Consider the following 21,409-nt stretch of genomic DNA (forward strand, 5'->3'; position numbering starts at 1 on the left):
ATGGGAGACGTTATTGATATATATGGTTTATCACCTTTGCAAAAAGGAATACTGTTTCATACTTTATACGATCAAGATGATGAACATTCTTTTTCCTATATTGTACAAGTAGGTTTCTTGCTCGGGGGGCAATTGGATGTTGATACTTTTGAAAAGGCTTGGGAATATGTTATTAATCGACATGAGGTTTTACGTTCAGTATTTGTATGGGAGGAAGTAGAAAAGCCACTACAAGCGGTTTACCAACGTCTTCCTTTTACTATTCATCAAGAGGATTGGAGCACCTATCCACATGAGGAAAGGGTGAAGAAATTACAACAGTTTTTGAATGTAGATCGTAGAAAAGGATTTTTATTGGATGAAGCACCATTGATGAGAGTCACTGCGATTAAAGAAGCAAAAGAGGAAACGAGAATTATTTGGACACATCATCATATTTTGCTAGATGGATGGAGTGTATCATTGGTCTTTAGTGAAGTGATGGAAGTTTATCTCAAGATGATAAAGGGAGAATTATTGACTCTTCCTAAATCTCTTCCTTATAAAAAATATATCCAGTGGATAAATAAACAAGATCAAAGTCAAGCAGAGGAATTTTGGAAAGAAGAATTAAAAGGGTTCTATGCACCTACGCCATTAGCAATGGAAAGAAAGGATCAAGGACAAGAGAAGGGCTATGGAGAGTGTGTTTATCAAGTATCTGAGAAACTTACTGAGAAGTTACAAGAGTGGGTACGAAATAGTCGATTAACGTTGAATACGTTAGTACAAGGTGCATGGGCTTATTTGATGAGTAGGTATAGCGGTGACAGTGACGTCGTATTTGGCGTAACTAGCGCTGGACGTCCTACTGATTTAATGGGAGCAGAGAATATGGTGGGGCTATTTATTAACACATTACCTACCAGAATTCGATTAACGGATAATACATCAGTAGTAGATTGGCTTCGTAAAATACAAATGAAAGAAATGGAACGAAGACAGTATGAGTATAATTCGTTGATAGATATTCAAGGCTGGAGTGAGGTTCCGCGAAATAGCTCCTTATTTCATACCTTGTATGTGTTTGAAAATTATCCAATTCAAGGTGAGAGAAATGATGATTTAAGATTACTAGATGTTACAAGCACGGAACAAACAAATTATCCTTTAACACTCATTGTAATGCCCGGTAAGAAAATTACTTTAAAGTTGATGTATGATCGAAGCTATTTTAATGAAGAAACAATAAATCTGATTCAGAATCACTTATTGCAAATATTAATTCAGATGACGAAGAGCCTAGATTCAAAACTATTTGAAATTACTCATTTAACAGAAGAAGAACAGATACAGTTACTAGAGGAATGGAATCATACTCAATTTAATTATTCGGCTGAAGGCATGATTCATACGATGTTTGAGGAGCAAGTTAAAAAAACACCGGAAGCAATCGCGGCTAGTTACGAAAATGAACAAATTACCTATAAAGAGTTGGAGAAGCGTGCAAATCAGCTAGCTCATTATCTACAAAAGCATGGTGTAGGCCCAGAGTCTCTAGTTGGGGTATATATGGAACGTTCATTACAAATGATGATAGCGTTATTAGGTATTCTAAAATCAGGAGCAGCGTATGTTCCACTTGACCCTACTTATCCAGAAAGTCGACTTCGATATATATTAGAGGATGCTGGAATCGAAGTACTAGTGACGGAAGAAAATTCTAAAAATTTGTTTGTATCTGAAAAAATAGAAACGATTTGTATGAATAAAGATTACACTGCAATTGAAAAAGAAGAATCAACCCCATGCATAAGTGGTGTAACAGGAGAAAATTTAGCGTATGTTATGTATACTTCAGGATCTACAGGGAATCCAAAGGGAGTAATGATTGAGCATCATTCAGTAATTAATTATCTAGAATGGATGCAACATAAATATCCGCTTTCTGAAAAGGATGTGGTCTTGCAGAAAACGCCATTCTCATTTGATGTCTCTGTTTGGGAATTGTTTTGGGGCATTCACGTTGGTGCAAGTGTATCTTTCTTACCTCCAGGTGGAGAAAAAGATCCTTCTATTATAGCTGAAGTGATTAAACAACATCAGGTTACTATAGTTCAATTTGTACCTTCGATGTTATCTGTTTTCTTAGATCACTTCAATCATATTGAATTGAACATGAATTGTTCCTCTGTACGCCATGTATTTTCTGGTGGAGAAGAACTAAGTTCAGGGTTAGTTAGACGATTTCAGCAGAAATGGAATTATAGTGGACAAGTGAAATTAACCAACTTTTATGGACCAACTGAAGCCACTATTTATGTGAATGCATTTGATATCCAGCCTAATCAAGAATTTGTTTCTATTGGGCAGCCAATACAGAACACGCAATTATATGTATTAGACCAAAACCAACGCTTGCAATCAATAGGAACTGAGGGTGAGTTATATATTGGTGGTGCTGGTTTAGCGCGTGGATACTTAAATCGTCAGAATCTTACTGCTGAAAAATTCATTTCGCACCCATTTCGATTGGGGGAACGACTATATAGAACAGGAGATTCAGTAAGATATCTAACTGATGGAAATATAGAATTTATAGGTAGAATGGATCATCAAGTCAAAATGCGTGGTTTTAGGATTGAATTAGGAGAAATTGAAGCAACTTTAGAAAAATGTTCGTTTATTAAAGAGGCTGTCGTATTAGTTAGAGAAGATCGTCCAGGTGATCAACGATTGGTTGCATATGTAATAAGCGATGGAAATACCGAGGAGTGGAGAGAGTATTTACAAAACCAATTACCGAATCATATGATTCCAGCGCACTATATAGAGTTAGAACACTTCCCGCTTACTCCGAATGGGAAAATTGACCGAAAGGCCTTGCCAGCACCTGATGAGCAAGCTATTGAAGATTTAAATGTGCTACCTCGGACGCCATCGGAAGAGCTTATTGCCTCGGTTTGGAGTCAAGTGTTAGGAACAGAAAATATTGGCATTCAAGATTCCTTCTTTGAACGTGGTGGGCACTCTCTACTTGCTACTCAAATCGTCTCTAGATTGCAAGAACTGTTCCAAATTAAAATTCCATTACGTGAACTTTTCAAGCACGATACAGTGGAAGCATTGGCGAAACGAGTGGATCAGTTACGAAAAGAAGATAAAAAACAAGAGGTTGCTCCTCTTGTACCTATGAAACGAGAAGAAGTTATCCCACTTTCCTATGCGCAGAAACGTCTATGGTTTATTGATCAATTAATGCCAAATAGTGCTATGTACAATATTCATGCAGCGTGTCGCTTAACAGGTAAATGGTCAATTGAAGCATTGGAGGTCGGATGGAATCAATTGTTGGAGCGTCATGAATCATTAAGGACGACAATTCTAGAACGAGAGGGTGAACCTTTTCAACAAGTTCAATCTCCTGTGTTCAGACATATTCCTCAAACGAATCTAACAGATCTTTCTTTGGAAGATAGGGAAAGAGAAATGAAACGCCTTATTCAAAACGAGGCGGAGGCACCATTTCATTTTGGACAAGGTCCTCTAATTCGAACACGCATATTGAAAGTGGACAGGGAAGAATGGGTTCTCATTTGTACGATGCATCATATCATTTCAGATGGATGGTCAATGGGAATCTTACTTAAAGAATGGATGGCTTTTTATGAAGGAGCACTAACCGGAAAACCAGTGGAATTGAAGGAGTTATCTATCCAATATGCAGATTTTGTCATGTGGCAGAAGGAATGGCAAAAAGAGGAGAATTTGAATCAGCACCTTCAATATTGGAAGGAAGAATTATCTGGGGAACTACCGATTTTACAATTACCGATGGATCGTCCACGACCTGCAGTTCAAACCCATCGTGGTGCAAGTCAGTCCTTAATAGTGGCGAATTCCCTACAGGAGAAGCTCAAAGATTTAAGTTTGCAAGAAGGATGCACTTTATTTATGACATTGATGGCAGCGTATCAAAGCTTCCTTTCTCGTTATACAGGACAGGACGACATTATAGTTGGAAGCCCAATCGCTAATCGAAATGTGAAAGAGATTGAGGGATTAATAGGTTTCTTTGCAAATACGTTAGTTTATCGAGCTGATTTCAGTGAAAATCCGACGTTCCAAGAACTTTTGTCGCAGGTAAGAAAAAAAGCGCTAAAAGCATACGAGCATCAGGACATCCCATTTGAGAAAGTGGTAGAATCCGTAAAACCTGAACGGAATACAAGTCATTCACCAATATTTCAAACTATGTTTACTTTACAGAATATGAAACAAGAATTTCTTCAGCTATCTGAAAGACAAATGGAACTCATGGAAAGCCATGCTTCTGTTGCCAAATTTGATTTGAGTTTATTTGCTTCTGAGACGGAAGAAGGATTATCACTAACCTTTGAATATAATACTGATTTGTTTAATGATACAACCATTGAACGTATGACAAGTCATTTTAAACATTGGTTAAATCAAATTGTCTCTCATCCAAAATGTGTCCTATCAGAACTGAATATGTTATCGAAAGTAGAATATAAGCAACTACTAGAGGAATGGAATAAATCGCGTGTTATAGATATGGAAGAAAGTACGATTCATACAATGTTTGAAGAACAAGTGGAAAAAACACCAGAAGCAATTGCAGTAGTGTGCGAAGATGAAGAACTAACATATCGAGAGTTGGACGAACGCTCGAATCAGTTGGCACATTATTTACAAAAAAATGGTGTAACATGCGAATCATTAGTTGGGATTTGCGTTACACGTTCATCCGAGATGATTGTCGGTCTCTTAGGGATTATGAAGGCAGGAGGAGCATATGTCCCAATTGATCCAACGTATCCGGAAAGTCGACTGCAGTACATTTTAGAAGATGCTCAAATAAAGGTACTGGTGACACAGGAAAAGTTACAACAAAAAATGGTTATACCTACATTCGTCAACGTCATTTGTATTGATCGTAATCGAGCAGAAATAGAACAAGAAGTTACTACGGTATGCACGAGTGAAGCGACGGGTGATAACTTAGCTTATATTATCTATACTTCAGGTTCCACGGGAAATCCAAAGGGAGTAATGATTGAGCACAGAAATACAGTAACAATGATTCATTGGGCGCATCATACGTATTCTCGAAAGGAATTAGCGGGAGTATTAGCTTCAACTTCACTATCTTTTGATTTATCCGTTTTTGAAGTATTTGTTCCCTTAACGATGGGTGGTAAGGTGATTGTCGCTGAAAATGCTCTACATCTAGACAAGTTGTCTACCAAAGGTGTGACTTTGGTTAATACTGTGCCATCGGCAGCAAAGGAACTGGTTCGAGCAAAAACAATTCCTTCTTCAGTAAAGGTAATGAATTTGGCTGGAGAACCGTTACCATATCCGCTTGTTCAAGATTTATACGAGAGAAGTACGATTGAGAAGGTGTTCAACTTATATGGACCGTCTGAAGATACTACGTATTCCACGTATATGGAATTAGAAAAGGGTGTCATGCATAGGGTACCACCAATTGGTAAACCAATCTTCAATACAGAAGTATATGTATTGAGTGCTGAACAAAAAATGGTTCCAATTGGTGTAGTTGGTGAGTTGTACATTGGTGGATCAGGGTTAGCACGTGGATATTTAAAACGCCCTGACTTAACGAAAAATCGATTTATAACGCATCCGTTTAAAGAAGACGAGCGAGTATACCGGACTGGAGATCTAGTAAGGTATTTGCCGGATGGAAATTTGGAGTATGTTGGACGAATTGATCATCAGGTGAAAATTCGTGGGTTCCGGATTGAACTAGGAGAAATCGAAGCGGTATTACAAAAGCATACATTAGTTAACGAAGCTATTGTGATGGTGCGGGAAGATTATCCTGGCGATCCACGTTTGATTGCCTATGTTGTAGGAGACGGGGATGCTCAAAAGTGGCGTGATTATCTCAAGGAACAACTACCAAACTATATGATTCCATCCTATTTTGTTGGATTAAATGCATTTCCACTCACTCCTAATGGGAAAATTGATAGGAAGGCTTTACCAGCACCAGAGAAGCAGGAGATAGCAAGTTGTTATATTGCTCCTCGTACGTCTACGGAAAAAACAATTGTTTCGATATGGCATGAAGTTTTAGGTATGGAAAACATCGGAATTCAAGATTCGTTTTTTGAAATTGGTGGACATTCATTACTTGCTACGCAAGCTGTTTCCAATCTTAAAGAGGCTTTTGGAATCGAGATACCATTGCATGATTTATTTATATTTCATACGGTGCAGCAATTGGCAGAACAGATTGATCAATTGCTCGATAACAAAAATCAAGAAATGCAGAATGATAGTAAGGAGAATGTAAGTCTTCAAGACTATATTCAAAAAGAAGCAGAAGTCAGTAATGATGAAGAATTACTAGAACTGCTTAAGCAATTAGAAGAGCTATCAGAGGAAGAAGCACATGGGATATTCGAGAGTAATTTGATTGAGGAAGGGGTAAAAAAATGAGAAGTGATTTACTTGCAAAGCTGAGTTCACTTTCTCCTGAGAAGAGAGCATGGCTTCAGAAGCAAATGCAAAAAAAGGAGAATAAAGAAGCACTCCCGTTGTCTTATGCACAACAACGTTTGTGGTTTATGGACAGATTTAACCCAAACAGTTCTTTATATAATATTCCAACAGTATGGCATCTAAAAGGAAATTGGATACCTGAAGCATTAGAGAAGGGATTCAATCGACTCATTGAACGTCATGAATCATTACGAACTGTTTTTAAAGAAATAGGAGAACAGCCTGTGCAACAAATTGTCGAATTCCTTCCTAGAGCATTACCTGTAAGGGATTACTCTCAACTTCCTCTAGAAGTAAAAGAAAAAGAGGTAAATAGTTTAATTGCGAGCGAAGCGCAAGAACCATTTGATTTAATGAATGGTCCTTTAATTCGTAATCAGCTTGTTCAATTAGAGAAGGATGAATGGTTATTACTGTGTACGATGCATCATATTATTTCTGATGCTTGGTCCATTGGTATATTCATGAATGAATGCCTTGCTTTCTATGAAGAAGAAACGGGTGGAAATCCTGCTAAATTAAGTTCATTATCTATTCAATATGCAGACTTTGCGAAGTGGCAAAAGGGGTGGTTGCAAGGTGATGTGCTAAATCGTCAGCTTACGTATTGGCAGGAAGAATTGTCTGGTGAGCTTCCTATCTTACAACTGCCAGTGGATCGACCTCGACCGGTTAAGCAGACTTACTCTGGGGCTGCGCATCACGTGATTTTTCCTTATAAATTGCTCAGTCAATTGAAGGATATAAGCCGACAAGAAGGATCCACTTTATTTATGACTTTAATGGCCGCATACCAGAGCTTTCTTGCTCGTTATACGGGACAAAAAGATATTCTAGTTGGTAGCCCGATTGCAAATCGGAACCATAAGGGAGTAGAAGGATTAATTGGTTTCTTTGTTAATACGTTGGTTTATCGATCAGATTTGAGTGGCACCCCTACCTTTCGGGAGATTTTGAACCAAACAAAGAAAAAAGCGTTAAAAGCTTACGAATATCAAGATATACCATTTGAAAAAGTGGTAGAAGCTGTGCAACCTGAACGAAGCATGAGTCATTCCCCTATATTTCAGACCATGTTTACGCTACAGAATATAAAACAAGAACGACTAGATTTGCCTGATAGAAGTATTGAAATGGTAGAAAGTAATATGTCTATTGCTAAATTTGATTTGAGCTTAACTGCCTATGAAGTGGAAGAAGGTCTATTCGTCTCATTTGAATACAACACGGATTTATTTGATAGTAGTACCATTGCACGTATGGCAGGACATTTTGAGAACTGGCTAAATGAAATCACGTATCATCCAGATGAATCATATACAAAGCTGTCAATGTTATCGGATACTGAGCAAAAACAACTCCTAGAAGAATGGAATGATACGGACGTAGTTTATGGTCATGATTGTATGATTCATGAGCTATTTGAGCAGCAAGTTGCACGGACACCTGACGCAGTGGCGGTAGTTTATGAGGGTGGAAAGCTAACGTATCAAGAACTAAATGAAAAATCGAATCAATTGGCACATTTTCTACAAAAACGAGGTATCGGACCTGAATCATTGGTTGGTATATGTATTGAACGTTCTCCTGATATGATTATCGGTCTCTTTGGGATTTTGAAGGCAGGTGGGGCTTATGTCCCACTGGACCCAAGTTATCCTGAAAACCGCCTGAGATATATTTTGGAGAATTCACAAATTCAAGTGCTGTTAACAAAAGAGGCACTACAGGACTGGTTACCTAAAGATATTCAAGCAATTTGTTTAGACCGGGATCAAGTGATGATTTCTAAAGAGAGTAATTTAGCTCCGGTAAGTGGAGTAACAGCAAATAACTTAGCCTATATTATATACACTTCGGGTTCGACGGGAAATCCAAAGGGGGTAATGATTGAACATCATTCCGTTATCAACCGCCTACAGTGGATGCAGAAAAAATACCCATTGTCCGAGGAGGATACAATCCTACAAAAGACACCGTTTTCATTTGATGTTTCTGTATGGGAATTATTTTGGTGGTCATTTGTAGGAGCACGTGTTTGTTTACTTCCACCAGGAGGAGAGAAAGATCCTGCGGTGATTGAGGAGTATATTGAACGATATCGCGTGTCCACCATACACTTTGTTCCGTCGATGTTATCTACTTTCTTAGATTATATGGAACTATATAATTCGAAAAGGGATGTATCGTCTTTAATTCAAGTTTTTACTAGTGGAGAAGCGTTAAACACTGAGCATGTTCGCCGGTTTAAGGGGATCTTTTACAATGTTCAGCAAACAAAGTTAATTAACTTGTATGGTCCTACTGAAGCGACTGTGGATGTGACTTATTACAATTGTGATTTAGAAAAAGAAGCAATGATTATTCCGATTGGTCGTCCAATTGATAATACAGAGTTGTATGTGTTAGATCAATATCAACAAGTAGTCCCGATTGGTGTGGCAGGGGAACTTTACCTTGGAGGAGTAGGATTGGCACGTGGCTACTTCAATCGACCGGATTTAACTACTGAACGTTTTATTCCGCATCCTTTTAAGGACGGGGAACGATTATATCGAACGGGTGACTTGGTGAGATATATGAATGATCGTAACTTAGAATATATTGGAAGAATAGATAACCAAGTTAAAATTAGAGGATTCCGAATTGAATTGGGAGAAATTGAAGCAGCTTTACATGATCACTCATCTGTAAAAGAGGCAGTCGTGTTGGTGAAGGAAGAACGACCAGGAGATAAGCAGTTAGTAGCTTATGTAGTGGGTGAAGGGGATGCTGGAGAATGGCGTGAATATCTCAAGAAGCAATTACCACATTATATGGTTCCGGCATACTTTTTCCAAATTGAAGGTATGCCACTCACTCCAAATGGTAAAGTGAATCGGAAAGCATTATTGGAATTAGAAGAACAGTTCATAAGTGAAGATATTACTTCATCACGAACACCAGTGGAGGAGCTCATCGTTTCCGTTTGGAGCCAAGTGTTAGGAATAAAAAATATTAGTGTTCAGGATTCCTTTTTTGAAATCGGTGGTCATTCACTACTAGCTACTCAAGTAGTGTCACGTTTACAGAGAATTTTTCAAATCGAATTACCAGTACGTGAACTATTTGAATATACAACGGTGGAGTCACTGGCAAAGCGATTAGAACAGTTACGTAAAGGAGATAAAAAACGAGAGATTCCGCCACTAATACCAATGAAACGAGGAGAAGCTATTCCACTATCTTATGCCCAACAACGTTTATGGTTTATTGATCAATTTACACCTAATAGTGCCCTTTACAATATGCCAATGGTATGCCGTCTTACAGGGAATTGGCTACTTGAAGCATTGGAAACGGGATGGAATCAACTAATAGAACGTCATGAATCACTGCGGACGGTCTTTCAAGAGGTGAATGGTCAACCCGTACAGCAAATTGAACCGTATGCTTTTCAATCAATTCCGAAAACGGATTTAACTATGCTTTCTTCTGAAGATCAAGAAGAAGAAGTTAAACGTTTAATTCAACAAGAAACAGAAGTACCATTTGATTTAACAGAGGGTCCATTAATCAGGACAAGTATTTTGCACGTGGGAGAGGAAGAATGGATACTCCTTTGTACTCTACATCATATCATTTCAGATGGATGGTCAATGGGAATCCTACTTGAAGAATGGATGGCATTTTATGAGAAAGCAACGGATGGAAAGGTAGCGGAACTTGAACCATTACCGGTTCAATATGCCGACTTTGCTCAGTGGCAAAAGGGATGGCTAAAGGAGGAGGTGCTTGATCAACAACTCCAATATTGGAGGGAAGAATTGTCTGGGGAGCTTCCTGTACTCCAACTTCCTGTGGATCGCCCGCGTCCCGCAATACAAACACATCACGGGTCGACATACACTCTGGTTCTGCCAAGCACGCTACATGATAAATTGAATGAACTTAGTCGAAAAGAAGGGGCTACACTCTTCATGACGCTTTTAGCTGCATATCAAAGTTTTCTATCTCGTTATACGGGACAAGAAGATATTCTGGTCGGAAGCCCAATTGCGAATCGGAATTATAGAGAAATTGAAGGACTAATTGGTTTCTTCGTTAACACGCTGGTTTATCGAGCTAATTTGAGTGGTAGACCGACATTTCAAGATGTACTGTATCAGGTTCGTCAAAAGGCATTGAAGGCGTATGAATATCAAGATATTCCATTTGAAAAAATTGTAGAAGTTGTGCAACCGGAGCGAAGTACAAGTCATTCGCCAATTTTCCAGACTATGTTCATCTTGCAAAATATGAAACAAGAGTTACCGGTGTTATCTAGTAGAAGTATTGAAATGATAGAAAGCCATAGTCCAATTGCAAAGTTTGATTTAAGTGTAATGGCAGTTGAGACGGAAGAGGGATTACTTTTTACTTTTGAGTACAATAAGGATTTATTCAATGCTACTACTATTGAACGGATGGCAGGACACTTTGAGAAATGGCTACATGAAGTTTCTCATCGCCCACAAAATCCGTTGCATGACCTGAGCATGCTATCAGAAACCGAGCGTACTTTGTTATTAGAAACATGGAATGACACTGTAATGGAAATGTCTCATCAGGGTCTTATTTGCGACAAATTTGAGGAGCAAGTAGCAAGGCGTCCTGATGCGATTGCGGTAGTTGATCAAACAAAACAGTGGACTTATGGTGAATTGGATACACAAGCAAATCAGTTGGCAAATGTTTTACAGCGAAAGGGAGTAGCTCCAGAGTCAGTGGTAGGGGTTTATCTTCCGAGATCAGCTGAGCTGATGGTAAGTTTACTAGGCATTTTAAAAGCTGGTGGAGCTTATGTCGTTTTAGATCCGTTGTATCCAAAATCAAGGTTAGAATACATGATTGAAGATGCAGGAATTCAATTTGTAGTGACGGCGGAAGGACAAGACGGACATTTCGCACACGTCGAAATGGTGAGGTTAGAAGAATTAACGGTGGAAAGCGTAATCGCACCTACACGTCAAATAAATCCAGAGAACTTAGCCTATATTGTTTATACCTCTGGTTCTACAGGAAAACCGAAGGGTGTAATGGTTGAATATCGCTCATTAATGAATATGGTTTCTTGGCATCAGGAAGTTTATCATATTTCAGCAGAGGATCGTGCGACTCAGATTGCAGGGGTTGCTTTTGATTCGGCTGTCCAGGAGATTTGGCCGTATCTAACTGCTGGCGCAGCGCTCTACTTGTCAACAGAGGAACTGAGAATTAATCCAGAAGCACTAAGGGACTGGCTCATTGATTCACGAATAACAGCTAGCTTTGCACCTACGCCTATTCTGGAAAGACTCTTGAAATTATCTTGGCCAGATAAAACGGATCTTCGTTTTATCATTACTGGTGGGGATCAATTAACGCAGTATCCATCTAACGATATTCCTTTTGCGGTAATTAATCAGTATGGTCCATCGGAGAATACCGTTGTTACCACAGATTGTTATGTACCTGTAGGAGTGACAACAGGTACGCCATCGATTGGTCGACCGATTGCGAATACAGAAGTTTATGTGTTAGATTCTCATCTTCAGCTAGTACCAACTGGTGTAATTGGAGATCTCTATATCGGAGGGAAGAGTCTTGCACGTGGATATGCTAATCGTCCGGATCTTACAAAGGAAAAATTTATTCCACATCCTTTCAAGTCAGGAGAACGTCTCTATTATACAGGAGACAAAGCAAGTTATCTTTCTGATGGTAATCTCCAGTTCCATGGACGTATAGATGACCAAGTGAAAATTCGTGGTTTCCGGATTGAATTGGGAGAAATAGAAGCTGTTTTGCAGGCGCATTCTTCTGTGAAAGAAGCTGTTGTATTGGTGCGAGAGGATAATCAAGGTGATAAGAGATTAGTAGCTTATGTAGTTGGTGAAGGAAGTGTCCATGAATGGCGAGAACATCTACAAACACATTTACCTAATTACATGGTTCCAACAAACTTTATTGAGATGGAATTTTTACCACTTACACCGAATGGAAAACTTGATTTGAAGGCATTGCCTATACTTAGTGAACAATCCGCTGAAAATACTGTATACCCAAGAACTCCGCTGGAAGAACTTATTGCTTCAGTGTGGAGTCAAGTGCTAGGAATAAGAGACATTGATGTTCAGGATTCTTTCTTTGAGCTCGGTGGTCACTCTCTACTTGCTACACAAGTGGTCTCACGCTTACAGGAAGTCTTTCAAATCAAATTGCCAGTACGTGAACTGTTCGAATATTCAACGGTCGAGGCATTATCGAAACGAATAGATCAGTTACGTAAGGGGAGCGAAAAACGAGAAATTCCACCATTGATGCCGATGGAACGAGGGGGAAATATTCCACTGTCTTATGCCCAACAGCGCTTATGGTTTATTGAACAATTTGCACCTAATAGTGCACTTTATAATATGCCGATGGTATGCCGGCTTACAGGGAATTGGTTACCTGAGGCATTGGAGTTGGGATGGAATCAGTTGATAGAGCGTCATGAATCTTTGCGGACTGTATTTTATGAAGAGGATGGCCATCCTGTGCAGCAGATTCAAACGTACGTTTTCCGTCCGCTTCTGCAAATGGACTTAAATAAGCTTTCATTAGAGGAGCGAGAAAGAAAGTTGGAGCAATGGATTCAAACTGAAGTCGAATCTCCATTTGATTTAGAACAAGGGCCATTATTCCGTGGGAAACTCATAAGAATTTCAGAAGAAGAATGGGTTCTTCTGTGTAATATGCATCATATTATCTCGGATGGGTGGTCGATGGAAATCTTGCTTCAAGAATGGATGGCATTTTATGAGAATGCGATTGGTGAAAAACAAGCAGAGCTGGAACCACTACAAGTTCAATATGCCGATTTTGCTCAGTGGCAAAGAGACTGGTTGAAAGATGAAGTACTATATCAACAGCTTGCATATTGGAAGGAAGAATTATCTGGTGAGTTACCAGTCTTAATGTTGCCAATGGATCGTCCGCGTCCGCCAGTGCAAACCCATCATGGATTAACTCATAATGTTTTGTTGTCACGCTCATTACTGGATAAATTAAACGAACTAAGTCGTCAAGAAGGGGCCACACTTTTCATGACCTTATTGGCATCGTATCAAAGTTTCCTTGCTCGTTATACGGGACAAACGGATATTATTGTTGGTAGCCCAATTGCAAATCGAAATTATCGAGAAATTGAGGGGCTGATTGGTTTCTTTGTCAACACTTTGGTTTATCGAGCTGATTTAAGTAATGCACCGGCATTTCAAGAGTTGTTGTCTCAAGTGCGGATAAAAGCATTGAAGGCGTATGAGTATCAAGATGTTCCGTTTGAGAAAATTGTAGAGGTTATCCAACCTGAACGAAATACAAGCCATTCCCCGATTTTTCAAACCATGTTTACTTTGCAAAATACGGGACAGAAGCTACCAGAATTACATGGAAGAAATATAGAAGTAATGGAAAGTAATGCTCCGATCACTAAGTTTGATTTAAGTTTAACTGCTGCAGAAGTGGAAGAGGGTTTATTACTTACTTTTGTTTATAGAACTGATTTATTTGACAGCTTAACTATTGAATCCATGGCTGAACATTTTGGGAACTGGTTGAATGTAATCGTGGAGAATCCTGATAAATCATTAGCTAAGTTGCCTATATTATCAGGATTACAGCAAAAACAGTTGGAGGAGTGGAATAATAATAATGTAGCATATCCACAGGAAAGTACGATTCATCAGCTGTTTGAAGAGCAAGTAAATCGTACACCTGATGCGGTAGCAGTGGTAGATGAAAAACAGCAGTTAACATATCGAGAGCTGAATGAAAAAGCTAATCAATTGGCCCACTATCTTCAGCAATGTGGGATTGGGACTGAATCATTAGTTGGAATTTGCTTTGAGCGTTCAGTTGAGATAATTGTTAGTATTATGGGGATCTGGAAGGCTGGAGCAGCATATGTTCCATTGGACCCATCATATCCAGAAAGTCGCCTACGATATATTTTGGAGGACACTGAAATTCAAGTATTAGTTACGAATGAGTCATTGGAAGGCTGGATACCCAAAGAAGTCAAGGCAGTTTGTCTAGATAGGGATCAGGCAATGATTTCAAAAGAAAGCATTCTTTCACCAAAATGTGAAGTAACAGGAGAAAACCTAGCGTATGTTATCTATACTTCGGGATCGACGGGGAATCCAAAGGGTGTCTTGATACAGCATCATTCTGTACTAAACTTGTCGCATGGTTTACAAAAAGAGGTTTTCGAACATGAGATACCATCTAACATGCATGTCGGTTTAAATGCGTCAATTGCCTTTGATGCATCTATTCAGCAATTACAAATGCTGCTTTATGGTTCAAGTTTGTATATTATTCCGAATGAAGTACGAAGTGATCCGGAACAGTTTGTAGCTTATATTAGGGAGAACAAGTTAGCAATCTTTGATATAACGCCTTCAATGCTTCAATTACTTATAGATGCCGGATTGTTAGAAACGTACGATGGCGTTCATGTTCCAAGTAAGGTATTGGTTGGCGGCGAAGCAATTATGCCGTCATTATGGGAACAGCTAGTAGAGACTGATAAAATGGAGTTTTATAATGTATATGGTCCTACAGAATGTACGGTTGATGCAACATGCTATCATATTAAAAAAGATAGTAAGAGAGTAACAATTGGGCGTCCATTGCCTAACATCCAAACTTATGTATTAGATAGAAATAGGTTGCCAGTTCCAGTTGGTGTGATGGGGGAACTTTATATCGGAGGAGCAGGTCTAGCAAGGGGGTACTTGAATCGTCCAGAGTTAACATCCGAACGATTTATTTCTCATCCATTCAAAGAAGGCGAGAGGTTATATAGAACAGGTGATCTTGTGAGATATCTTCCTGATGGTAATATAGCCTACTTAGGAAGAATAGATAATCAAGTGAAGATTAGAGGATTTCGAATTGAACTTGGAGAGATTGAGTCGACCTTACAGGAGCATTACTTAGTAAAAGAGGCAGTTGTAATGGTTAGGGAAAATCAGTCGGGAGATAAGAGGCTGGTAGCTTATGTAGTGGGCGAAGGCAGTTTAGAAGAATGGCGAGAGTATCTTAAAACAAAACTGCCAATCCATATGATACCTTCCTACTTTGTCGAAATGAAAGAATTACCGCTAACCATAAATGGAAAGGTTGATCGGAAATCGTTACCTATACCAGATTATCAAGGAACAAAAGAAGGATACGTGGCCCCAAGAAATGAACGTGAACATAGGCTTTCTATCATTTGGGAACGTGTGCTAGGTTCAAAACGTATTGGTATGAATGATAACTTCTTTGAAATTGGTGGGGATTCAATTCTTAGCATTCAGATTGTCTCGCGCGCGAAGCAAGTTGGTTTACAATTGACACCAAAACAAATATTTGAACACCAAACGATTGCTGAGTTGGCGCAAGTAGTCAAAGAAGAACAAGGTGTACAAGCTGAACAGGGAATTATAACTGGAGAGACGATACTTACACCTATTCAGCAAAGGTTTTTTGCACAAAATCATCCTAACCCACATCATTGGAATCAATCCATGTTCTTTAGAACGAAAGAGAAATTGGACATAGGATCACTGGAAAAGGCGGCAGGTAACCTTCTACTTCATCATGATGCTCTGCGTTTAAGATATGAACGTTTGCCTAATGGGGTTTGGAAACAGTGGAATGAAGGAATAGAAGAACAATTGATGCTTACTGTCATTTCATTAGACGAAGTGCCGGAAGCTGATTGGCATCAGGTTATTCAAAAAGAGATTAATGTTGCACAAGAAAGTTTGAATTTACATGATGGTCCGCTAATGAGAATGGTGTATTTTGATGAAGGTGAGCACGCTGGCCGATTATTTTGGACAATTCATCATTTAGCCGTGGATGGTGTTTCTTGGCGAATTTTATTGGAAGATTTGCAAACAGCATATACGCAAGTAGTCCAAGGGCAGAAAATTCAATTACCTATGAAGAGTACATCTTTTAAAGAATGGTCGGAGAAATTACATCATTACGCTGAAACTGGACTATCAAAAGAAGTGCTACATTACTGGGAGGAGCAGGCTGAACAAGACGTAGTTAAATTGCCGGTAGATGGTACTATAAGTAATCCAGTAAGCGCAGTAACTGAGGAAATTACTGTGGTGTTAAATGAGAATGAGACCCGTATGTTATTGCAAGAGACTTTAAGCACTCACCGTGTCCAAATCAATGAAGTATTATTAGCAGCATTAGTACAAGCTACGGCAGCATGTACGGGGCAGCCGATATTGAGCGTAGATTTAGAGGGACATGGTCGAGAAGAGATTATTGAAGATGTTGATTTATCGAGAACTGTGGGATGGTTTACAAGTATTTACCCAGTTCATTTAAATATTACTAGTGCTAATACGCCAATTGAAGCATTAAAAGCAGTTAAAGAACAAGTTCGCAAAATTCCTAATAAGGGTGTTGATTATGGGGTGTTGCGTTACATGAACGCAACAATGTGTGAGCAATTAAGCTCCCAATATACACCGTCTATTAGTTTTAACTATCTTGGACAATTTGACCAAATGTTTTCTAGCGATGCAATGTTTATTCCGGAGAACGAATTTAAGCGTTTAGATCATGCAGCCGGTTCCAAGCGATCGCATGTAATTGATGTAATTGGGGTTGTAACGGATGGAAAACTTCAGTTCACTTGGGTATACAATGTTGGACAATTTGCCAAATCAACGATTCAAAGTATTGCACAGAATATGCTATATCAACTGAGTACATTGATTCAATTTTCAGACAGAGAATCTGCACTGACCATTTCGGATTTTGCAATGGCTAATCTTAGCCAAGAAGGTTTGACAAATGTACTAAACAAAATGCATCGCGGAAAGAACAATCAGATTACTGATTTATATCCACTATCACCTTTGCAAGAAGGTATGATTTTCCACACATTGCATGACCAAGGGGATGAACATGTTGCACCGTATATAGTGCAATTGAGTTTTATGATTCGAGGAAAAATGAATATTCCTACATTTGAGCAGGCGTGGAAATCTGTAATTCAGCGGCATGAAATTTTTCGTACAGCATTTGTATGGGACGAAATTGAAGAACCTGTACAAGTGGTGTATGAAAATATCCCATTTAAAGTGAACAAAGAAGACTGGCGTACAATGACAAGTGAAGAGATAGAGGAAAAAAGAAAAGTCTTTTTGGCATTAGATCGAAAACAAGCCTTCCAATTTGATGAAGCACCATTGATGCGGGTAACAGTCATTCAAGAAGGTGAGGAAGAATATCGGATTGTTTGGACCCATCACCATATTTTACTGGATGGATGGAGTTTACCATTAGTATTTAATGAATTACTTACAGTCTATCAGAAGAGAATGAATGGAGAAGCTGTGAAGTTACCTAAGTCCTCACCATATAAGAAATATATCCAATGGTTAAGAGAGCAAGATAAGGAGCAGGCGGAACAATTCTGGAGAGAGAAGCTAAAAGGTTTTACTGCGCCAACTTTGCTGGGCTTAGAAAATAAAGAGGAAGAAAAAGGTTACACAGAGAAGGTTACGTATTTATCAGAAGAGCAGACTCAAGCGTTACAAGGATGGGCGAAACGCAATAAACTTACTTTGAGTACAGTAATTCAAGGTGCATGGGCATATCTCATGAGCCGATATAGTGGAGAAAATGACATTGTTTTTGGTGTAACAAGCTCAGGGCGTTCTACGGAGATTATTGATGTTGAAAACATCGTAGGTCCTTTCATTACAACGTCACCGACGCGAATTCAATTGGTGGATGATATAAAATTAATAGATTGGTTGCAGAAGATACAAGAGGAAGAGATAGAAAGAAGACAATATGAGTATGCTTCTTTGACAGAGATTCAGGGGTGGAGTGAAGTTCCTAGAGGAATACCGCTGTTCAATAGTTTATATGTGTTTGAAAATTATCCAGTGAAAGAGGAGTCTTCAGAAAATCTGGAAATTGGTGAATTGGAAGGGGTAGAACAAACCCACTACCCATTAGGGTTAGCTGTAGTTCCAGGAATCCAGTTATCGTTAAAGTTAATGTATGACCGTAGTAAGTTTAATAGAGTAACCATTGAACGAATGCTGGGTCATTTACACCAAGTGTTAATGCAAATGCTCAAAAACATTGATCAAAATCTATCGGAGCTAGTATATATTACGGAAGCTGAACAAAGAAAGCTATTGGAAGAATGGAATAATAATACTATATCCTATCCACGTGAGAATGCAATCCATCAACTATTCGAAGAGCAAGTAAATCGTACGCCTGACGCGTTGGCAGTGGTAGATGAAAAACAGCAACTAACATATCGGGAGCTGAATGAAAGAGCTAATCAATTAGCCCATCATTTACAGAAATGTGGAATTGGGACAGAGTCATTAGTTGGCCTTTGCTTTGAGCGTTCAGTTGAGATGGTTGTTGGTCTAATGGGAATTTGGAAGGCCGGAGCAGCCTATGTTCCATTAGATCCATCGAATCCGGAAAGCCGCCTACAATATATTTTAGAAGACACGGGAATTAGAGTGTTAGTTACAAATGAGGTATTACTAGGATGGATACCTAAAGACATTAAGACAGTTTGCCTAGATAGGGACCAAGCAATGCTTTCTCAAGAAAGCAAACTTTCACCAATATGTGAGGTAACAGGGGAAAACTTAGCGTATGTTATCTATACTTCTGGTTCGACAGGGAATCCAAAGGGGGCTTTAGTACAGCACCATTCTGTAATAAACCTATCCTATGGTTTACAAAAAGAAGTTTTCTCACATGAGATACCTAGTAATATGCGCGTCGGTTTGAATGCGTCAATTGCCTTTGATGTATCTATTCAGCAATTACAAATGCTGCTTTATGGTTCAAGTTTATATATTATTCCAAGTGAAGTTCGCACTAATCCAGAACAATTTGTGTCCTATATTAGGGAGAATAAATTGGAAATGTTTGATATGACACCTTCATTACTTCAATTACTAATAGATGGAGGATTGCTAGAAATAAGTGCTGATGTTCATGTACCAAGTAAGATATTAGTCGGTGGTGAAGCAATCATGCCGTCATTATGGGAACAGCTAGTAGAGACCGAAAAAATTGATTTTTATAACGTATACGGTCCTACAGAATGTACGGTTGATGCAACATGCTATCATATCAAAAAAGATAGTAAGAGAGTTACAATTGGACGTCCGTTGCCGAACGTGCAAACTTATGTATTGGATAAAAATTTGTTACCTGTTCCAGTTGGTGTAACAGGTGAGCTATATATTGGTGGTGCAGGTATAGCGCGAGGATACTTGAATCGTCCAGAATTAACAGCAGAGCGATTCATCTGTCATCCATTTAATGAAGAAGAGCGTTTATATCGTACGGGAGATTTGGTTCGTTATTTACCTGATGGTAATTTAGATTACTTGAGAAGAATTGATAATCAAGTGAAAATTAGGGGCTTTCGTATTGAACTTGAAGAGATTGAAGCGAGTATAGAGAGGCATCCATTGGTAAAAGAAGCAGTAGTTTTGGTGACAGAGGATAAATTAGGAGAGCAGAGATTGGTTGCTTATGTAGTTGGAGATGGTAGTATGCATGAGTGGCGTGAGTATCTCAAGACACAAGTACCAAATTATATGGTTCCCGCACACTTTATAAAGGTAGACGAGATTCCTCTTACACCGAATGGAAAAGTTGATCGAAAGGCATTGAACAGTTTAACAATTCAAAGAGAAAATAATTTGTCTACACCAATCATTCCAAGGGATGAAATTGAATATCAGTTGATTAAAATCTGGCAGGATGTGTTACAGATAGAAGATGTCTATGTAAATGATGATTTCTTTAATAGAGGGGGACATTCTCTCCTTGTAATTAAATTGATTTCAAAAATTAAGGAGAAGTTTGGAAAAGAGATTAAGGTGTCTACATTGATTAAGAATCCAACATTGGAAGGAATCGCATGCCTTATTCGTGATAAGCATGATATGACGAAATCAGTAGCAGGGCTAGTTCCACTACAAGAATCAGAAAAAAGACCTTTCTTCTGTGTTCATCCGTTTATGGGGAATGTATTCTGTTACATTCAACTAGCAAGATTACTTAAGAACCATTGTTCATTTTATGGTTTACAGAATCCTCTTATAGAAAAGGGAGAAATTGATGAATTGACCTTGCCGGAAGTAATTCAACTTTACATTGAAGAAATCAAACGTGTTCAGCCAGAAGGCCCATATCGTCTTGGAGGATGGTCTTTAGGCGGTGCAATTGCTTATGAAATCGCAACTGTGTTAAAGAATCAAGGTGAGGAAGTTGAGTTGTTGGTACTCATGGATACTAAAGTACCTTCAAAGCAGGACTATAAAACGAGTGAGGATATGCTCTCATATATATCTAAGCATTTCATTCCTAGAGATCTTACTGAGCAGGAAGGAGGCCTCGTCCATCAACAAGATATGCTTGTGGAGCGATTAATTATTGAAGGCGTACTCCCACCTGATGCAGATCTTATGAATTTGAAGCAAGTTATCAATGCTCATAGGAAATGCCTGAACATAATGGCAGAGCATGACTTGATACCATACTTTGGGGAAGTTATCTACTTTAGTGCTGAGGAGGGAAAAGAGTTGTTTACAGATTGGGGACCTTTATTAAAAGGAAGAGTAAATAAGTATTCTGTCCCTGGATCACATGAAGAAATAGTGAGCTCCCCGGCAGTTGAAAAGATAGCTAAGTACCTATTAAATGAATTTGAAGGGATAAAAGAGAAATCCATTTTATTAACGGAAAAGTAGAGAGTATAAAAGATGCAACGCAATGAACGAAAAGGGTAGACCAATACCTGCATATCAAG

Annotated in this window: 2 protein-coding genes; both read left to right on the forward strand. The window is 38.8% G+C overall.

What is annotated here, in order from left to right; translation table 11 throughout:
• Positions 1-6,471 carry an amino acid adenylation domain-containing protein gene (locus AC0OM3_RS24950; RefSeq protein WP_474213179.1) on the forward strand — a complete coding sequence of 2,157 codons (6,471 nt, stop codon included), beginning with the start codon at positions 1-3 and terminating at the stop codon, positions 6,469-6,471.
• On the forward strand, positions 6,468-21,350 hold the full coding sequence (locus tag AC0OM3_RS24955) for a non-ribosomal peptide synthetase (protein ID WP_001255748.1): 14,883 nt from the start codon (positions 6,468-6,470) through the stop codon (positions 21,348-21,350). Before AC0OM3_RS24950 ends, AC0OM3_RS24955 begins: the two co-directional genes overlap by 4 nt.
• Positions 21,351-21,409 lie beyond the last annotated feature (59 nt).

The sequence above is a fragment of the Bacillus sp. FAU20 genome, assembly GCF_056033865.1.

Excerpts from the sequence above, each read along its gene's own strand:
- AC0OM3_RS24950 (WP_474213179.1), top strand. The coding sequence starts at position 1 with ATGGGAGACGTTATTGATATATATGGTTTATCACCTTTGCAAAAAGGA.
- AC0OM3_RS24955 (WP_001255748.1), top strand. The coding sequence starts at position 6,468 with ATGAGAAGTGATTTACTTGCAAAGCTGAGTTCACTTTCTCCTGAGAAG.